Source organism: Achromobacter sp. D7-1 (assembly GCF_059760445.1).
On sequence record NZ_JCBAMT010000073.1, the window covers coordinates 1 to 19,149 of the forward strand.

Annotated in this window: 15 protein-coding genes; 6 read left to right on the plus strand and 9 right to left on the minus strand. The window is 66.9% G+C overall.

The features are described 5' to 3' along the window. Positions 1-55: 55 nt before the first annotated feature. From AC6LKD_RS24985 to AC6LKD_RS25000, 4 genes are all read right to left on the minus strand, one after another. Positions 56-796, minus strand: coding sequence for an ATP-binding cassette domain-containing protein (locus AC6LKD_RS24985; protein WP_498117768.1), 741 nt, complete (start codon positions 794-796; stop codon positions 56-58). 12 nt (positions 797-808) lie between these two features. Continuing rightward, entirely contained in the window at positions 809-1,771 is a 963-nt protein-coding gene (locus AC6LKD_RS24990; protein WP_498117769.1) for a sugar ABC transporter substrate-binding protein, read from the minus strand. Positions 1,772-1,790: 19 nt separating this feature from the next. Further along, positions 1,791-2,732, minus strand: a complete 942-nt coding sequence (locus AC6LKD_RS24995) for an ABC transporter permease (RefSeq protein ID WP_498117770.1) — start codon at positions 2,730-2,732, stop codon at positions 1,791-1,793. 84 nt (positions 2,733-2,816) lie between these two features. Continuing rightward, positions 2,817-4,325 carry a xylulokinase gene (locus tag AC6LKD_RS25000; protein ID WP_207468102.1) on the minus strand — a complete coding sequence of 503 codons (1,509 nt, stop codon included), beginning with the start codon at positions 4,323-4,325 and terminating at the stop codon, positions 2,817-2,819. A 338-nt stretch (positions 4,326-4,663) separates the two neighbouring features. Between AC6LKD_RS25000 and kce the strand changes: the two genes are divergently transcribed. The 3 genes from kce to AC6LKD_RS25015 are packed head-to-tail and all read left to right on the plus strand — an operon-like array spanning position 4,664 to position 7,669. Beyond that, positions 4,664-5,599: a 3,5-dioxohexanoate:acetyl-CoA acetone transferase gene (gene kce, locus AC6LKD_RS25005; RefSeq protein WP_207468101.1), complete on the plus strand. Its 936-nt coding sequence runs from the start codon at positions 4,664-4,666 to the stop codon at positions 5,597-5,599. Between the two features lie 29 nt (positions 5,600-5,628). Then, positions 5,629-6,828 (plus strand): ABC transporter substrate-binding protein, encoded by a 1,200-nt coding sequence (locus AC6LKD_RS25010; RefSeq protein WP_498117771.1) that lies wholly within the window; start codon positions 5,629-5,631, stop codon positions 6,826-6,828. A gap of 22 nt (positions 6,829-6,850) precedes the next feature. Further along, the gene (locus tag AC6LKD_RS25015; protein WP_498117772.1) at positions 6,851-7,669 is read left to right on the plus strand and encodes an SDR family oxidoreductase; all 819 of its coding nucleotides are present in this window, start codon (positions 6,851-6,853) and stop codon (positions 7,667-7,669) included. 9 nt (positions 7,670-7,678) lie between these two features. On the opposite strand, the gene AC6LKD_RS25020 is transcribed toward AC6LKD_RS25015, so the two are convergent. The 4 genes from AC6LKD_RS25020 to AC6LKD_RS25035 all read right to left on the minus strand — a co-directional run bounded on the left by AC6LKD_RS25020 (position 7,679) and on the right by AC6LKD_RS25035 (position 11,093). Beyond that, complete coding sequence (locus AC6LKD_RS25020) at positions 7,679-8,608, minus strand: LysR family transcriptional regulator (protein WP_498117773.1); 930 nt, start codon at positions 8,606-8,608, stop codon at positions 7,679-7,681. A gap of 97 nt (positions 8,609-8,705) precedes the next feature. Beyond that, entirely contained in the window at positions 8,706-10,205 is a 1,500-nt protein-coding gene (locus tag AC6LKD_RS25025; RefSeq protein WP_498117774.1) for a DUF1254 domain-containing protein, read from the minus strand. A 103-nt stretch (positions 10,206-10,308) separates the two neighbouring features. Further along, a complete protein-coding gene (locus tag AC6LKD_RS25030) occupies positions 10,309-10,857 on the minus strand; it encodes an ureidoglycolate lyase (protein WP_498117775.1) in 549 nt (182 codons plus the stop codon). 11 nt (positions 10,858-10,868) lie between these two features. Further along, positions 10,869-11,093 (minus strand): Arm DNA-binding domain-containing protein, encoded by a 225-nt coding sequence (locus tag AC6LKD_RS25035; protein ID WP_013396464.1) that lies wholly within the window; start codon positions 11,091-11,093, stop codon positions 10,869-10,871. 83 nt (positions 11,094-11,176) lie between these two features. On the opposite strand from AC6LKD_RS25035, the gene AC6LKD_RS25040 reads away from it, so the two are divergent. Beyond that, the gene (locus tag AC6LKD_RS25040; protein ID WP_013396465.1) at positions 11,177-11,557 is read left to right on the plus strand and encodes a cupin domain-containing protein; all 381 of its coding nucleotides are present in this window, start codon (positions 11,177-11,179) and stop codon (positions 11,555-11,557) included. Between the two features lie 7 nt (positions 11,558-11,564). Here the strand turns inward: AC6LKD_RS25040 and AC6LKD_RS25045 are convergent, their stop codons facing one another. After that, the gene (locus AC6LKD_RS25045) at positions 11,565-12,806 is read right to left on the minus strand and encodes an MFS transporter (protein WP_498117776.1); all 1,242 of its coding nucleotides are present in this window, start codon (positions 12,804-12,806) and stop codon (positions 11,565-11,567) included. Between the two features lie 325 nt (positions 12,807-13,131). Between AC6LKD_RS25045 and AC6LKD_RS25050 the strand changes: the two genes are divergently transcribed. Together AC6LKD_RS25050 and AC6LKD_RS25055 are read left to right on the plus strand one after the other, a co-directional pair. Next, on the plus strand, positions 13,132-16,266 hold the full coding sequence (locus AC6LKD_RS25050; protein ID WP_498117777.1) for a WG repeat-containing protein: 3,135 nt from the start codon (positions 13,132-13,134) through the stop codon (positions 16,264-16,266). Continuing rightward, a complete protein-coding gene (locus tag AC6LKD_RS25055; protein WP_498117778.1) occupies positions 16,263-19,139 on the plus strand; it encodes a WG repeat-containing protein in 2,877 nt (958 codons plus the stop codon). The genes AC6LKD_RS25050 and AC6LKD_RS25055 overlap by 4 nt, the downstream gene beginning before the upstream one ends. The last annotated feature ends 10 nt before the right edge of the window (positions 19,140-19,149 follow it).

The following is a 19,149-nucleotide window of genomic DNA, read 5'->3' on the forward strand; positions in this document are numbered from 1 at the left end:
CGCCAGGAGAATCTGGCGCCGGCCTTTTTTTCCGCTCAGACTATGAGCGAGAAATCTATTCCTTGCCCGTCATCACCATATGCGCCAGCGCATCCGCATCCAGCCCGGCCACGTCGCGCTCGATGACTTTGGCGCCGCTCTTCAGGATCGCGACCCGGTCCGCAAGCGCCACCACGTCGGCCATGTTGTGGCTGATGAGGATGACGGTACGGCCTTCCTCGCGCAGCTTGCGCACCAGGTTCAGCACCAGCGCGGTTTCCTTGACGCCCAGCGCGGCGGTGGGCTCGTCCATGATGACGACGCGGGCGTCCCAGCGCAGGGCGCGGGCGATGGCGACGGCCTGGCGCTGGCCGCCGGACATGCGTTCCACGGGCCGGTCCATGTCGTCGATGGGCACGGACAGGCGCTGCAAGTAGCCGCGCGCGTCCTGGGCCATGCGGCGCTTGTCCAGGATACTGAGCGGGCCCACATGGCGCACCAGCTCGGCGCCCATGAAGATGTTCTCCCAGATCGACAGGCGCGGGGCCAGCGCCAGGTCCTGGTAGATGGTGGCGATGCCTTGCACCAGGGCGTCGTGGGGCGAGCCGAACACGACCTGTTTGCCGTGCAGGCTCATCGCGCCGCCGCTGGGCTCCTGCGCGCCGGAGATGATGCGGATGAGCGTGGACTTGCCTGCGCCGTTGTCGCCGCAGATGGCCATGACCTTGCCCTGGGGCACGTCCAGGTCCACGCCCTTCAGGGCTTCGACGGCGCCGTAGGATTTCTTGATCTGGCGTAGCGACAACGCGGCGGTCATGGCTGCGGGCTCTTACTTGGCGGGTTGCAGGAATTTCTGGACGTTGCTGGCGTCGACCAGGACAGAGTCCATGAACAGGTAGGGGCCGGCGGCGATGGTTTCCCTGGGCTCCTTCTTTACGACGATGCGGTCGATGGCGTAGATGGCCTTGGTGCCCATCTGCTCGAAGGGAATCATCATGGTGGCGGTGATGAGGCTGGCGGGATCAGCGATGCGGCGATAGGTTTCCGGGCTGCCGTCGACGGACACCAGGGTGATGTCGCCCTTCTTCATGCCCTGGGCCTGCAGCAGGTCGTCGATGACATAGGCCTGGCCGTCGAACGAGGCCCAGATGCCTTTGAACTGGCCCTGGTGGCGCAGCAGCAGCGCCTGCATGCCGTTGCGCACGTCGTCGCGCCAGCTCTGGGTGCGGGCCATGCTGAACTTGGCCAGTTCCTTGACCGCGGTGTTTTCGGTCAGGACGGCGTCCAGCATCTTGCCGCGGATGCGGGTGCCGGAGTTGCCGTCGAAGCGCGCGGACAGGATGTTGCCCTGGTAGCCCATCTTGCCCAGCAGGTACAGCACGGACTGGGCGCCGGTGGCGTATTCGTTGACCTCGACGTCGAACAGCATGTGGGGGCTTGCGCCCGACATCACGCCGACTACCGGAATGCCCTTTTCCTTGGCGGCTTGCAGCTGCGCATCGGTTTCTACGGGCTTGCCCATGGCAATGACGATGGCGTCGACCTTCTTGTTGACCAGGGTGTCGAGCTGTTCGGCCAGCTTGGGCAATGATCCCTCGGCGTTCAGCTGGGTGACCGTCCAGCCCTTGGCGCGGGCGGCGTCGGCAGCGGCGTTGGCAACGCGGGCATGGGTTTCCGAGGACATCTGGAACGCCACCACGCCCACGTCGAAGGCGTGCGCGGCGGCGCCCATGGCCAGGGCCTGCACGGAAAACGCGGCCAACAGCAGATTGCGCATCAAGGATTTACGCATGGTTCTCTTCCCCTTCCGATCAGAATTTGAAAGCCGCTTTCTTCAGCACGGCCGATGACACCGCGACCGACGCGATGATGATGAAGCCCAGGACGATGTCCTGCACGTAGTACGGCGCGCCCATGAGGACCAGGCCGTTGCCCAGCACCTTGAGGATCAGCGCGGCAACCAGCGTGCCGGGTATGTTGGCGTGGCCGGGATTGAACATGGTCATGCCCAGCAGCACTGCGGCGATCGCATACAGGAAGTAGTCGCCGGCCATATTGGGCGCGGCGGACGACAGGCTGGACGTGAGCAGCACGGCCGCCAGGCCCGCGCACAGGCCGGACAAAGCCAGGCCTATGCTTTTCATGGCGCGGATGTTGATGCCGGCCAGCCGTGCGGATTCGCCGGCCTCGCCGGTGGCTGTCATGCGGGCGCCTGTGCGGGTCCACTTGACCAGGAAGAACGCCAGCACCACGGCGCCCAGCATCCACAGCACCAGGGCGGGAATGCCGAAAGGCTTGCCACGGGCCAGATCGGTGAAGGCAGCGGGCCAGCGGCCCACATAGGACACGCCGTCGGTCAGCATGAAGGCAAAGCCGCGCGCCATGGCGGCCATGCCCAGGGTGGCGATGAGCGAAGGCACGCGCAGCCGCGTGACGGCCATGCCGTTCACCAGGCCGCACAAGAGGCCCACGCCCAGGCCCGCGCCTATGGCCAGGAGCACCGGGTGACCGGTATGCACCAAGGCGCCAGTGACGACGGCCGCCAGGCTGGCGACGTCGGCGACGGACAGGTCCAGTTCGGCCGTGACCAGCGCCAGCGTGAAGCCAATGGCGATGATGGCCAGGAAACTGGTCTCCTTGGCGATGTTCAGAAGATTGTTGGGCGCCGCGAAATTCGGGGCAGCCAATGCGAAAAAGCCCACCAGGACCAATCCCGCGATTGCCGTGCCGTACTGCTCCAGGATGCCGCGCATCGACTCGACCCTTGCTGCGTTTTGTTTGTTATGTGGGCGCATGGCTGCGCCCCGCTGATGGCGTCGTAGTTTATACCTGGCCCATCAGCCCATGTCGATGCCGGCCAGCGCGCGCGATACCGGCGCCAGCGCGGCCTCCGCGGCGCGGAACTGGTGGTACATGCGGCGATAGGCATGGGCCCGCTCGGCTTGCGGCTCGTAGCGTTGCGCCACGCGCACCAGGGCGTCCTGGGCGGCCGCGAAGCTGCCGTAGCGTCCCACGCCCGTCCACGCGGCGACCGCCGCGCCCAGGACGCCAGGCTGCTCGGCCTGGCCGACCACCAGCGGACGTTCGCAGATGTCCGCCTTGACTTGGCACCACTGGGCATTGGACGCCGCGCCGCCGCCGAAGCGGATTTCTCCGACGGGGCCGCCCAGCGCGCTTTCGGCGCGTTCCAGCACGATGCGGTTGAGGAAGGCCACGCCTTCCAGCACGGCCCAGGCCAGGTCGCCGGGGCCGTGGCGACGGTTCAAACCGAGGAAGGCGCCGCGCAGATGCGGATCCCAGTAAGGCACCCGCTCGCCCTGCAGATAGGGCAGGAACAGGGCCGGCTGCGGGTCGCGTGGCGCGTCCAGCAAGGCGTCCATGGCCTCGCCCACGCCGGCCATGCCTTCGTCGCCCAGGCGGCCTAAAAGGGGCAGGAGCCACGCCACCGTGTCCGCGCCGTTCTGGCCCGGCCCGCCGATCTGGTGATGGCCCCCGCCCCAGTCCACCGTCATCAGGCCTTGCGCCTGCACCGGCTCGGCGCCCACGGCGCCGAAGACTTCGGTGGTGCCGGAGATGTTGTAGGCATAGCCCGGCCGCAAGGCGCCCAGGCCGGCCACGGCCGCCCAGGTGTCGTTGGCGCAGGCCACCACGGGGCGTCCAGACAGTCGCGCCAGCGCGCCCGGCAGGCCCGCCTGCACGGCGCCGACGATCTCCAGCGGATCGAGCAGGCGCGGTACCCAGGTCGGATCGGCGCCCGCCGCCGTCAGCAGATCGGCACATTCAGGCGCTGCCGTCGCGGCCGCCGCCAGCCGCGCCATCGACACGGTGTCGCTCACGGCGCGTCCGGTCAGGCGGAAATTCAGATAGTCCTTGGGTTCCAGCACCACTCGCACCCGGGCCGCATTCTGAGGCTCGGCGCGCAGCAGCCAGGCCACGCGCGCCCAAGGATGAAAGGCGTTGATCTGCGCATGTTCGGGATGGGCAGACGGCATGGACGCGAGCCACGCGCCTACGTCCGCCGCCGCGCGCGTATCGCGCCAGGTGATCGCAGGCCGGATGGCGGCACCATGCGCGTCGATGAAGACCTGCGTGCGCGTGACGCCGCAAATCGCAATGGCCTCCACCGCATCGAAAGCGGCTTCCGCCTGCGCCGCCAGGGCATCGGCCAGGGCTTGCAGCCCGCCCCACCAGGCGTCGGCGTCGATCTCGTCCCAGCCGGAGTGAGCGGCAAGGCTGGCGCGTGCCGGGCTGTCGATGAAACACGAATGCGCGATGCCGCCGCGCGCGTCCACCAGTGCGGCGCGAAAGCGCGTGCCGCCGAGATCCACCGCCAGGACGTAGCTCATGCCGGCACCTGTATGAGGCGGATCTGGCCGCGCCCGGGCTGCATGGCCCGCAGCGGGCGGTGGGTCTGGATATCAAGCATGGGAGGCGACTTCTGCGTGATCGGATGGCCGTCGGAACGGGCGTTCCGGCATAGGCAAATTGTAGTCCTGTCAGGAATCCCGCGCAGCGCCGGCACCCTTCGTCGCTGCACCGCAGCACCGGAAATCCTATCAATTGATTATTTCTGTTCAGGTGACACGGGTCGCGGGCCTGGGACAGAATGGCCCACACCCGGAGGAGACAGCCGGGGCCATGAAAACCACTAGAACCGCATGCGCAAGCGCGCAGCCCGAGGCCCATGAAACAGTCCAGGAACAAGGTCATCATCACCTGCGCCATCACCGGATCGGTCCACACGCCGTCGATGTCGCCGCATCTGCCCGTCACGCCCGATGAGATCGCGCAATCCGCGCTGGATGCCGCCCAGGCCGGGGCGGCCATCGTGCACCTGCATGCGCGCCAGCCCGATACCGGGCAGCCCACCCAGGATCCCGCGTTGTACGCGCAGTTCCTGCCGCGCATCAAGAATGGCTCGGACGTGGTGATCAACATCACGACGGGTGGTTCTCCCGTACTGCCCATCGCCGATCGCATGGCGCCTGCGCTGCAATTCAAGCCCGAGGTCGCGTCGCTGAACATGGGCTCGATGAACTTCGGCATGTACGAGCTGCTGGAGCGCTTCAAGGAATTCAAGCACGCCTGGGAACGCCCCTATCTGGAAGGCAGCAACGACCTGATCTTCAAAAACACCTTCAAGGACATCGAACACATCCTGACCTCGTGCGGCGACAACGGCACGCGCTTCGAGATCGAGTGCTACGACATCGGGCATCTGTACACCGCGGCGCATTTCGTGGACCGCAAGCTGCTCAAGCCGCCCTTCCTGATCCAGTCCGTGTTCGGCATACGCGGCGGCATCGGCACGCATCCCGAAGACGTGATGATGATGAAGCGCACTGCGGACCGGCTGTTCGGTGACGACTACATCTGGTCGGTACTTGCCGCCGGACGCAAACAGACGCCGCTGGCGACGATGGCGGCGACCATGGGCGGCAATGTGCGCGTGGGGCTGGAAGATTCGCTGTGGGACGGGCCGGGCGAGCTGGCGCGCTCGAATGCCGACCAGGTGCGGCGGATTCGCCGCATCCTGGAAGACCTGTCACTGCAAATTGCCACGCCCGACGAGGCGCGCGAGACGCTGCAACTGAAGGGCCGCGACAACGTCGCGTTCTGACCGAAATCCTATCCAGTGGGGAGAGAGACATGAAAAGAACATTGTGCGCGACGGCGGTGGCTGCGCTGTTGGGAATGGCCGGCGCGGCGCAGGCCGACGACGGCGTGATCCGTATCGGCTTCATTACCGATATGTCCGGCCTGTCGGCGGACGCCGACGGCCCTGGTGGCGCCGAGGCGATCAAAATGGCCGTGGCGGACCTGGGCGGCGTGGTGGCAGGCAAGAAGGTCGAGGTGCTGGTGGCGGACCATCAGAACCGCGCCGACATCGCATCATCCAGGGCGCGTGAATGGCTGGATCAGAAAGGCGTGAACATGCTGATCGCTGGCGCGAACTCGGCGGCGGCGCTGGCGATGGCGAAGGTGGCCGAAGAAAAGAAGACGCCGTTCTTCGTGGTGAGCGCGGGTGCTTCCGAACTGACGAATTCCCAATGCACGCCCTACACCGTGCACTACGTCTACGACACGGTCTCGCTGGCGCGCGGCACGGCGCGCGCGATGATGAAGGAAGGCGACAAGAACTGGTATTTCCTGACCGTGGACCACGCCTTCGGACATGCGCTGGAGCGCGATGCTTCGGCCGTGGTGCAGGCCGACGGCGGCGCCGTCAAGGGACGGGTCAGGCATCCGCTGAACGCGGCGGATTTCTCGTCCTTCATCCTGCAGGCGCAAGCATCTGGCGCATCGGTGCTGGGACTGGCGAACTCGGCCAGCGACACCAGCAATGCGGTCAAGGCGGCCAACGAATTCGGCCTGACGCCAAGGATGAAGATCGCCGGCCTGCTGGTGCTGATCACCGACGTCCACGCGCTGGGCCTGCAGGCCGCGCAGAACATGTACCTGACCACGGCCTGGTACTGGGACCAGGACGACGCCTCGCGCAAGTGGGCCTCGCGCTTCGAAGCCACCATGAAGAAAAAGCCCTCGATGCTGCAGGCCGGCGACTATTCCGCCGCCACGACATACCTGAAGGCCGTGGCAGCCACCAACAGCACCGATGGCGATACTGTCATGAAATGGCTGAAGGCGAATCCGGTGAATGACTTCTTCGTGAAGGACGGCAAGATCCGCGCCGATGGCCTGATGGTGCACGACATGTTCCTGATGCAGGTAAAGACGCCGGCGGAATCCAAAGCGCCCTGGGACTACTACAAGCTGGTGGCCCGGGTGCCTGGCGACCAGGTCTATACCACCCCCGCGGAATCGACCTGCCGCCTGATGAAGCCCTGAACCGCAACCACAAGGATCTGGCATGACTGTGAAGAACGCTGCCCCGGCGGACATTTCCGCGCTTCCGGTGGATCTTTCCGGCCAGCGCGTCATCGTGACCGCGGGCGCGGCCGGCATCGGCGCGGCAATCGCCGCCGCATTCGCCGAACGCGGCGCCAGGGTGCACGTCTGCGACGTGGACGAACAGGCGCTGGCGGCCTGCCCTTACCCCAGCTCGCGCGCCGACGTGAGCCGGCGCGACGAGATCGACCGCTACATGCAGGAAGCGCTGGGGCAGCTGGGCGGCCTGGACGTGCTGGTCAACAATGCCGGCATAGCCGGCCCGACCGCGGGTATCGCGGACATCAAACCGCAAGAACTGGACGCGACGCTGGACATCAATCTGGCATCGCAGTTCCACACGGTGCGGCATGCGTTGCCGGCGCTACGCGCTGCCGGTGGCGGCAGCATCATCAACATCAGCTCGGTGGCAGGCCGCATGGGCATACCCATGCGCACACCCTACGCAGCGACCAAATGGGGCGTGGTGGGGCTGACCCGTTCGCTGGCGGTCGAGCTGGGCGGCCATGGCATCCGCGTCAACGCGCTGCTGCCCGGGCTGGTGGCGGGGCCGCGCATTGACCGCGTGATCGAGGCGCGCGCGAAAAACATGGGCCTGACGGTGGCGGAAGAGACCCGGCTGGAACTGTCCGGCGTGAGCCTGCGGCAGTTCGTGCGGGCAGCGGACATCGCCAATATGGCGCTGTTCCTGGCCAGCCCGTTCGGGGCAATGATCAGCGGCCAGGCGATCAGCATAGACGGCGACCTGCAATCGCTGCCCTGGCAGCCGCCGGCGGACTGAGGCCGCGCCCTATGCCAGCAGTTGGACTGTTTGCGCGTAGACGCCCTGGCGGCGCGCCTGTGCCGTGGCGCGCAAGGCGTCAAGCAATCGCTCGGCCAGGTCCTGGTTGCGCGGCTCCTTGCGGGTAATGAGATAGAAATCGAACCACTGCCGCGAAGCCAGCGGCCGGGCGACCAGATCGGGATAGGACGCCACGATATCCCACGCGGATAAAGCGTTGACCAAACTGATGCCCTGGACCGCCCGAACCGTGCCGGGCAGCAGCGACATGTGCGCCCGCATGCCGGAACTCAGCAGCAGCGAATCCGCGATGTCGCCTTGTGCGACCACATAGTCGGACCACAAGGGCTTTACGTAGGTGTCCGGCGGGATATCGGCCGCCGCGATGGTGTCGCGCGCCGCCAGGGGATGGTCGCGATGCGCGATGGCCATGACGTCGGCGCGCAGGAACGGCGTGAATGCCAGCCGGGCGCTGTCGCGCTCGACCGCGCCCAGGCCGAAGTCCGCGCGCATGGTCTCGACCGCGCTGATGGCCTGCACGGACGATTCGATATCGATGGAGAAAGGCCGGGTGCCGTTGACGTCCAGATAGCGTCGCACGGCATCGGGCGCGTAGCCCAGCGCCAGCGCGGGCGACGACGCAATGCGCAGGCCGCGCCCGCCGAACTGTTCGATGCTGTGCAGGGCCTCGTCGATGCGGACCAGTTCGTCCAGCACGAACTTCGCTTCGCTGTAGAGGTACTGGCCCGCCTCGGTGGGGCGCAAGGTCTTGTGGGACCGGTCGAACAATTGCACGCCGGTCGCGCCTTCCAGGCGAGAAATCGCGTGGCTGACCGCTGGCTGCGTCAAATGCATGGACTGCGCGGCCTGGCGGGTCGATCCGGTCATGACTACCGCGTAGAAAATGCGCAGGTCGTGAATATTGAAATTGCGCTTCATGCGGCGCGAGGCTCCCTGTGTGGGCGTCTACCCGACTGCGCCTGGCCGGATGGCGATGACTGGCCTGCGCGAGGCCTTCTTGTAGCCCAGACGGCCTCTAGTGTCGAACCTGGGGCGGGAAAGGCGCCGGGCGCGCCTGGGGCGCCTGCCGGGCGCGCTCGATCTGCGGCGAGGTCCACTTGCCTTCCAGCAGCGCCGGCTTGGGCCAGTAGTACCGCAGCGTGACCATGAAGGGCCCGGCCGGCGCGGGCAGCCAGTTGGTTTCCTTGCCCTTGCCCGGCGACTCCGACTGGAGGTAGATCGTGATGCCGCCGTCGCGGTCACGTTTGAGCGACGGCAGCATGGAGGAATTGATCAGGTAGCGCTTGAGCGGATTGGGCGCCAGCAACTGGTCCGGCAGGCGATACATGGTCATGGACCAGAACGCATTGACGGGCGGCAGGCTGCGTGGAGCGAAACGCAGGGTGTACTTGTTGCGGCCGTCCAGCGGCTGGCCGGTGCTGTCGTTCTCCAGCACGGGATAGAGCGCTTCCTCGCGGCTGTTGCCGCCGATGCCGACCTGCGTGCCGGTGGCGCGCGCGAGGTAATCGTTCTTCAGTGTGTTGCGGTCGCCGAACAATCCGTCGGTCTTGCCGTTGAGGGCTTCACGGTTCTTGTCGACGTCGTTCTGGCCGTCGTGCATGCCTTCCTGCAGGGCGCGGCGCAATGCGGGGTTCATGCTGGCGAAGTCGAACTGCTGCCCGGGTTCCAGGCCAATACTGGCAAAGCGTTCGCGCAGCGACTGTTCCGAAGGGTGCGCGGGCGCAAACTGCAGCAGGAAGGCAAGCTGGTTGTAGAACTCCAGCGAGCTGCGCATCTGCGCGGGCGGTTCCGGTGCGATCCAGTCCACGGCAGGCGCCGCTGCGGGCGCGCGCTGCTTGCGGAAGGCCGACAAGGTCTGGATCTTGTAGCGCGACTGGATGCGCTTGACGTTGGGCAGATCGCCGGCGCTGAAGAGCTGGGTGCGTCCGACCAGGTTGACCAGCTCGGTCTCCGACCTGATCACCTTGGTGATGCCGGCCGGCGTCTTGCCCTTCCAGCGCGGGCCCGCGACCAGGAACCGGCCGCCGTTATTGCCGGTGCTGCGGCTGCCGATATAGGCGAAGTTGTAGGTGTACAGGTCCATCAGCTGCAGCACGAAATAGCGGCGCGGCTCCATGGCAGGCACGGTGATGACCACGGGTTCGGCGCGCAGGTCCAGCACCGCGAACGTGTATGGCGTGTCGGCGTTGGGCGTGACGAAGGCGGTGTCTTCGGGCGTGAAGACGCGCGCGACGTTGTTGACCGTGTTGAACGGCCCCTTGTACTGGGGGTTGCTCTTGTCGATGCTGAAGGCATGCATGGTCTGGTAGCTGGCGACCATGGGCGTGCCGTAAAGATAGGCTTCGCGGGCGATGCCGCGCGCCTGTTGCGCCGTGACGCCGTCGATGCCGACCGATTGCGAACCGCTGAAATCTTGCGAATGGATGGCGCATCCTGCCGCGCTGCCGATCAGCAGTGCCGCAAGAAGCAGGCGGGTCGCGCGCAAGAACTCGATGCCAGTCTGACGGTCGCGCATTCATTGCTCCAACACTGCGTGATGTTGGCGGCGCCCGCTGAAGGCAGCGTCGCGTGCGAGGCGGGAATTTCCGGGGAATTCTGGCACATTTCCCCGGATGCGCTCAAGCCGCCTGGGTCTGGCCTTCGAGCCGCTGCAGGGGAATCGCCACGATCGCGCTTTCGCTGGCGGCGGCATCCGTGGTCAGGTGCTGAATCAGGTCCACGGTGGTGGACCGGCGGGTCAGCATCAGGCAGGTGACTTCCTCCTCCGTCACGCGCGTGGCGTGCCAGCAGCCCGGACGCATGCAGACGCCCTGCCCCTGCGGCACGCGGAATGCCATCAGGCTGGCCAGATCGGGGCTGCCGTCGGCCGCGCTGCGCGCCACCACCTGGATGATCTCGCCGGTCAGCGGCACGATGGCCTGCTGCGTCAGCAGGTGCTTTTCGAGGCTGGAGATCTCGAAGGACTGGCTGCGGTAGTTGACCCACAACAGCTCTGCGTCCCCGCCCGCGCCCGTGTTGAACAGATGCTCTTGCCAGAAGTCGGTGGCCGGGTTGGAAAACAACGGCACGCCGTTGCCGTCCGGCATGGGCTTGCCCAGCATCCAGCCGTAGGCCCGGAAGGCGTCCGGCGTCAGATCGTTGATGTCCAGCTGCTTGTCGCTCGTCATGCGGAACCCTGTTATGGCTTGGTCGCGCCGCCGCGCTTGGGAAACTCGGCGTCGTAGTCGAATTCGCCGCGCGCAATGGCCTCGAGGATGGCGGCCCGGCGGTCGGCTGCGCGCTTGAGGTTGGCGGCGGTGGGCTTGGCCCGGATGCGTTCGACGCAATGCCGGCCTTCATGGAAGAAGCCGATCTCGATGGAAGACTCGGACGCGGGCCTGACCCCATCGAATCCCTGGCGCATCGCCCTCTCCTGTTATAGCCGATGAAGATGCACATGATATCGCTTTACACTGGCCCGACATCCTTCACGCCAGGAAGCGCAACATGACTACCAATCTGTCGTCGCACTATCTCCTGCTGGACGCCTCGGGCGCCTGTACGGCCGTCGAAGGCGGCAACGCCTTCTGGTCGCAGCCGGAAGAGGAACTCGAACGCTACGGCCGCGGTTGGCTCGTATCCGAATACGCCTTCGAAACGGACTGGCCGCAATGGGAAATGCACCCGCAGGCCGACGAGGTCCTGCGCCTGATCGAGGGCGCGGCGGAACTGCGGCTGGAATGGCCGACAGGCGAACAGGCCGTGCGGATGCAGGCAGGCGATGCCTATGTGGTCCCCAAGGGCATCTGGCACACGCTCAAGGTGGCCGGCTCCTGCCGCATGCTGCACATCACCATGGGCGCGGGCACGCAGCACCGGCCGCTGTAAGCCGCCATCAGCCGGGCGCGGCCGCGGCAGGGACCCGCCGGATCTCGCGGTCGTCTATCGGCCAGTGCAGCGCCGCCGACAGCACACCCAGCGCCATGGCGCCCAGCCAGATCAGGTCATAGGAGCCGGTGGCCTCGAACACCACGCCGCCCAGCCACACACCCAGGAAGGAACCCAGCTGGTGGCCGAAGAACACGAAGCCGAACAGAGTCGTGATGTAGCGCACGCCGAACACCTGGGATATCAGGCCGTTGGTGAGCGGCACCGTGCCCAGCCAGACGAAGCCCATGACCGCCGCGAACACGTACACGGTCCATGACGACAGCGGCAGCAGCACGAACAGCGCGATGGCGGCCGTGCGCAGTAGATAGATGCCGGCCAGCAGGTACTTGCGGCGGTGACGTCCGCCCAGGACGCCGCAGACGTAGGTGCCCATGACGTTGGTCAGCGCGATGATAGCCAGCGCCGCCACCGCGTCGGAGGCGCGCAGGCCCTTGTCCATCAGGTACGCGGGCAGGTGCGTGCCGATGAAGGCAAGCTGGAAGCCGCAGGCCAGGAAGCCCAGGTTCAACAGCCAGAAGCCGGGCTGGGCGAAGGCCTCGCGTATGGCTGCGGACATGGACAGCCCTGCTTCGCCGGACGCCACACCCTGCTCCCGGCCGGGAGACTCGCGCAGCGGCAACGCCAGGGGCAGCAGCACGAGCAACACCAGCGCGAACGACAACAGGGCCGCGACCCAACCCCAGCCGCTGATCAGCCATTGCGCGGCCGGCACCATGGTGAACTGGCCCAGGCCGCCCACCGCGCCCGCCACGCCCAGCGCCCAGCTGCGGCGTTCAGGCGCCACCAGCCGGCTGAGCGCGCCGTAGATCACGGCGAATGCGGTGCCGGACAGCGCGATGCCTATGCACACGCCCGCTGTCCACAGGAACCCGGCGGGCGTGGCGGCATGCGCCATGCCCGCCAGCCCCAGCGCATAGAACACCAGTCCGCCCGCGATCACCTTGGCCGAGCCGTAGCGGTCGGCAACCATGCCGGTAAACGGCTGCGCCACGCCCCAGGTCAGGTTCTGCACCGCCAGCGCCATGGCGAAGGTCTCGCGGCTCCAGCCGCGGTCCATCGTGACAGGCAGGAGGAACAGGCCCTGCACATGGCGCACGCCCAGCGCCAGGCCCATGATGACGCCGCCGGCCAGGACCAGCAGCAATAGTTGGGAGGCATCCAGGGAAGACTTGCGCAGGACGGGCATGGCGGACCTCGGCTATGAATAGTCGCCTCCGTGCGGGCAGGCACCGGCGTCCATTACAGGGCCGGCGCGTGTGCGCATCAACCGATTATTTTTTGTCCGCTGCATGCTTTGCAGGAATGTCAGGACTGCGCCCGGAATCGGCGCCATGCAAGCTCGGATAGCCGTGTTTTTAACGGTTTGTTTTCGACAGTTACATTTATCGCCTAATTGCCTGCTGCCGCTGGTTACAGTGCTGCCTTCCCATCTTTCTTGGCAGGCATACGACCATGTGGCACGCCCAGCCCGGCCTTTACGCTTGCGCGGTTGCAACCCGCGCTGCTGCACGATGAAGACCCCGCTCGCCCTCAAACCGCTGGCGCTGGCCGTGGCGCTGGCTGCCCTGCCCGCCATCCCCGGCGCGGCCCAGGCCGGCTGGCTGGACCGCTGCGCCCCCGGCCTCAACGAATACAACGGCGCCGACCTGGAATGCCAACTGGCCTTCCACGAGGGCTTGGCGGCCGTACTGACGGGATCGGCCGACGACGACTCGGGACGCTGGGGCTATCTCAACCAGCAAGGCCGCATGGCCATCGCGCCAGCCTTCCAGGAAGTCAAATCCTTCCAGAACGGTCTGGCGGCCGCCAGCCAGGACGGGCTCTGGGGCTATATCGACAAGCAGGGGCAGTGGGCCATCAAGCCGCGCTTTACCGAAGCGACGGGTTTCAATGCCGAAGGCACCGCGCTGGCCGAAGAGCAAGGGCAAGACGTGCTGATCGACCGCAGCGGCAAGGTGGTCAAGACCTTCGAGCTGGGCACGCGCTCCTGGGGCTTCCAACGGGGGCAGAAACTGGCATCGATGGAAATGCCCATGCCGCCGCGCCTGTTCAACACCGAGACCGGCAAGGCGGCGACGCTGCCCGCCGGCGTCATGGCGCTGGCCGCGCCCAGCGGCGGCTACCTGCCGGCCCAGTTGCGCGATTCGCGCTACGGCGGCTGGTGGGGACTGCTGGACGAGCAGGCCCGCTGGGCGATCGCGCCGGACGTGCTGCGCGCCCGCCAACCCGCGTTGCGCGATGGGGATGTGCTGGCGGTGAACCGCGAGCAAGGCTGGGAGTTCGTGAATGCCAGCGGCAAGTCCATCCATGGGCAGCGCTACGAGGACGTGCAGTTGGCAGGGCCCGGGCTGTGGTTGGTCAAGCAAAAAGGCGCGGGCAAGGCGCTGCTGCTGAACGCCAAGCTAGGCGTGCAGCATGCCTTCAAGGGCAATTACATCGGCCTGGATGAACGCGATGGCTGGCGCGTCATGATCGATGACGAGGCCGTGCTGCTGATCGATCCCGCCGGCAAGTTCCGCAAGATAGACGCGCGCCATGGCCGGGTGCAGATCAGCAACGGACAGGCTTGGGTGACCGCCGCGCTGGCGCCACGCGCGGAGGACATGGCGGCTGAAGCGGAAGCGGCAGCGGAAGCGGCAGCCGATGCCGCGGCAATGACGGGTGATGCCGCAGCCGCCGGTACTGCCGCAGTCTCTGACGAAGATGGACCAGGAGAGGCAGTCGAGGCCTCGGCCGATGCCGCGATCGCCTCGCAGGACGCGAGCGCGGCAGAAGCAGTCGCGGCGGCAACCGAAGCCTCGGCAGCCGCGACCGTGGCGGTCGACATCGCCACGCCTGCCGCGATGGACGCAGCCACGGCGGCGGTGGACATCACCGGGGCCGCCGCAGCAGAAGCGACGAGCGCCGATGCGTCGCCCGATGCCGGCGGCGGTCTGCTGCAGATCTATACGCGCGAAGGCAAGTCGCTGCTGGACGCCGACACCGTCGCGCGCCTGCAGGACTACGACATCAGAGCCTTTTCCGCCAGCGAGTCGACCCGCGGCCGCGCCACCGCGGACAGCTTGCCGCTGGCCTTGCTGCGGCCCCTGGACTACAAGCAGCCTCTCGGCATCCTGACGTCCAAGGGCAAGATCGTGACCAATCCAGATTGGGAGGACATGTCCAGCTACGACGCGTCGATGCCCTTGCCGGTGCGCGCCGCCAACGGCAAGTATGGCGCCATCGACGCCGACGGCGGCTGGGCCGTGCCGCCCCGCTACAGCGTCATCCGCCCGTTCCGCGGCGCTTACGCGCTGGCGGGCGGAGCGCGCAGCCGCAACGACGACAGCCTGGTGATCGACGCCCGCGGCAAGGCCGCGCAAGTTCCGGCCGAGGTGATGGACGGCGCCATGAATTTCGACGGCGAACTTATCCAGTACCGCGCGCCGGACGAAAACCGCGAGAACCGCTGGGGCATCTGGAACGTCGCCCGGGGCGCGCCGGCGGTCAAGCCGGTATACGAAAGCATGGAGAAGTTCGAGGACGACTGGACCAAGGTCCAGCACCAGGACCGCTGGGGCGTGATGAACCGCGAGGGCAAGTGGGTAGTGCCCGCCACACAGGAAAGCTCGTACAAACTGGAGTACCTGGGCAATGGCCTCATGCTGATCGAGGACAACGCCTCCGGACAGCGCTCCCGCAGCTCTTTCGACACCACCTACCGCCTGGTGAACCTGCGTAGCGGCAAAGCCAGCGAGCTTGTGACCGGCAAGCCAGAGCGATTGAAGGACGGGCGCTACCTGGGCACGCTGGCAGGCGGCGGAACCGTGGTGTTCGACGCCAAGGGCGGCGCCACGCGCGTATCCGACAGCCGGGCCGAGCGCAAGGAGCTGTACCAGCACTGGCTCTATATCGAACACGAAGACGGCGAAGGCGCCATCGATGCCCGCGGGAACCTTAAGGTTCCCGCCATCTACGGCGAGTTCAATCCCTTCTTCGCGCAGCCCGAGGGGCTGGCGCGCGCCTACACCGGGTCCGGCTACCGCTTGATCGACCAGGACGGCAAGACCGTGCTGCCCAAGCGGGGCGACGGCTCGCCGCTGGCCTCCATGCAGCGCATCGTGTTCCATGATTCGGAAAACTCGGTCAGCGTCATGACGGACCTGCAGGGCCGCGAGATCACCCGCATCGATGGCACCTATAGCGTGGAAGACCGCCATGCCAACGAAGGCGTGGCGACCTACCGCAACGCCTCGGGCAACGGCAGGAACGGCTTCATCGACGCCAGCGGCAAACGCATCGTGGGACCGCACTTCGACACGCTGGGCCCGCTGAACAACGGCCTGGCCGTGGCGCGCCGCCTGCAGTATTCCGGCAAGCTGTACGGCTACATCGACCTGACGGGACGCTATGCCATCCCGCCCGTCTTTACCTGGGCCGGAAACTTCAGCGAGGAACGCGCGCTGGTCCGCAGCAACCACCAAGGCCGGAACACGCAGTACATCGATACCAAGGGCGTGCCCATCGCCACGTTTACCGTGGTGTGCGACACCGTGACGATCCTGGACGACCAAGGCAGGATCACCTGGCCGCAACAGAAAATGGATTGCCCCGTGGCCGACAAGTTCGAACTCGCCCCCGACAACGCCAAAGCGAAACAACCATGAAGTCACGCGCGATACGCACCACCCGCCTTGCCTGCGCCCTGGCCGCGCTGGGCGCGTCCCTGTCGGCGCATGCGCAGTTCGGCAATTCATACTGCATCGAGGAAAAGCCCTACAGCCTCACGGTCGACGATGATGTCAGCCCCTACGCCAACGGCTGCATCCGCGCGCTGGCGGACCAGCGCGCCGCGGTGCTGCTGCCGTCCGCGCTGGTGAACATCGACCGCGTGCCGCGCGATCAGTCGCTGCGCCGCCATGCCTGGGGCTTCCTGGACCAGAACGGCCGGCTGGCGATTTCGCCCATCTTCGAAGCGGTGGGCGACTTCAGCCACGGCCTGGCCGCGGTGAAATGGAAAGGCAAGTGGGGTTTCATCGACACCAAAGGCCGGATGGCAGTGCCGCCGCGCTACGACGCCGTACAGGACTATGCCGAGATCGGCCTGACCGTGGCCATACTGGACGGCCGCTACCTACTGATCGACCGCAAGGGCCAGCCGGTGGGCGAACCAATGGACGAAGGCGTTCAATCGCTGCATCTGGGCGCGGGCGTACCGGCGCTGGCGACGGTGGAGTACAAGCCGGAATACCGCTCCAGTACCGGCGAGCGCCGCTACAACGACGTCGGCGTCAGCCTCGTCAAGTCCTATGGCAACGGCCTGTACATCGCCATTAATGCGGAAGGCCGGTACGGCCTGGTGGACCGGGACTGGAAGTGGGTGCTGGAACCCGACTACCAGGATATTTCGGTGCCGGGCGAAGACGGTTCGATGGCCGTCGCCTATCGCGAAAGCGAGGCACTGCTGCTGGACGCGGATGGCAAGACCGTGGGCGCGGACCAGGGCTACCGCAGCATGATGCCCGTGACCCCGGCATTCTGGAGCGCCGAACTCGGCCGCGGCTCCTATGCCGTGCTGGACAGCGACGGCAAGCCCGTCATTACGCTCAAGTCCGCCGAAGCGCAGGGATCGCAGCGCTACGGCGACGCCATCGTCTACCCTTCTGGCGACAAGCAGATGGCGCTGGTGCCGGGACGCGCCGAGCCGCTGACGCTGGGCGCGGGCCTGATCGTGGCTGAAGACCAGAAAGGCTATGTCCTGTTCTCGAACGAGGAACGCGTACCCGTGGGCCTCTTGACGCCGATGGGCAACTGGCTGCACGGCGTAACGGCTCCCGCCTGGCTCAAGGACACCGGCAGGATGGTGGTCAGCCAGGGCAAGCTGTGGGTCTTCAAGCAGGAAGGCGAACTGCTCAACGTGCTGGACGACGAGGGCCGCGCGCTGCTCAAGCCCGAAACGGTGGAGGCCGCCAAGAGCCGCTCGCTCCGGGAGCTGCCGCTGGACATACCGGGCAGCGCGCTGGGCCTGCTGGCCCAGGACCATTGCCAGTGCGACGAAGGCGGCGCCGGCCTGCTGCTGGCCGACGGCGGCATTGCCTCCGATCCGGCCTGGAGCAACATCGTCCCGCTGGACGGATCCGAAGATGACTATGGCGCGCAAGCCGAGGCAGAAGCCGCGGGACTCAAGGCGGAGCAACTACGCTACGCCGCGCAGACCGACGCAGGCCTGCTGCTGCTGGATGCCATGGGCAAGCCCATGGACCTGCCCGTGCAGCAGCACATCGGGCCGTTCCGCCACGGCTATGCGCCGGCCTACGCCGATGGCGTGAGCCGCATGCTGGACCGCGACGGCAAGACCTATGACCTGCCGCGCGACTTCTTCGAAGCGCAGATCGTCGCCCCCGGCGTGGTCCGCTTCCTCAAGACCGCGGCGGAGGGCTCGCCCTGGGGCTTGTACGACTTCGTCGCCGGCAAGGAGCTCGCCGCGCCCGCGTTCCTGGACATCGGCCTGTTCCAGGACGGTCAGGCGATCGCCTCGCTGGGCCAGGACCGCGTCGGCGTCATCGACCTGCAGGGCAAGTGGATCGTGCCGCCCAGCCACCACAGCGCCGAACGCATCACCGCGCGGATCTGGAAGCTGCGCCAGGCGGGACCCCAGGAAAATGAATATGAACGCCCCGCCGCCGTCTTCAACGCCGAGGGCCGCGCGCTGACCGCCTTCCGGCCCAAGCTCTCGGTCGGCGTGGACAGCGACGGCGCAATCGCGGCCAGCGACGACAAGCACCGCTGGACCATCACCCCGGACGGTTCGGAAGCGGTGGACATGGAGGACGCGAACTACCTGCGCATGGGCGACTGGACGGTACTGCGGCGCGGACCGCGCATCGGCTATCTGGACAGCCAGGGGCAATGGCAGATCGCGCCTTTGGCCGCCACCGCCGGCTCGTTCCGCGGCGAACCGGCCCGCGCCCTGCTGACGGGCGAAGACGGTCCGCGCCTGATCGACGACCAGGGCAAGACCGTGACCACGCTGCCGGCGGGCGAATGGCGCTGGCCGCTGGGCTCCGACACGCTGCTGCGGCACTATTACGCCGGCAACCGGGAGATGACCGACTACACCGGCCTGGACGGCAAGAAGCGGCTCTCCGTCGAGGGCGTTGCGTCGGCCTACTCCGAAGGACGCGCCGTGGCGCGCGTGTCCAACCGGGGCATGCGCGCGGTGGACGGCAAGGGCGCACTGGCCGGGCCCGCGTTCGACGCGCTGGGCCTGCTGCGCGAAGGTCTGGCGCCGGTCGGCATCGATAGCGGCTACGGCTACGTGGACGCTCAAGGCAAGCTGGTGATCGCCGCCGACTACCGGGCGGTCGCGCCGTTCCACAATGGCCGCGCCGTGGTGTCCACGCTGGAGAAGTCGATGATCATCGATCCCGCCGGCAAGCAGGTGGCGCGCGTGGAAATCGAATGCGGCGTGCGCATGCTGTACGGCTCGCACGACCAGCGGCTGTGGCCGCTGAGCCTGCCCAGCCGCTGCGCCCGCTAGCGCCGCGCGC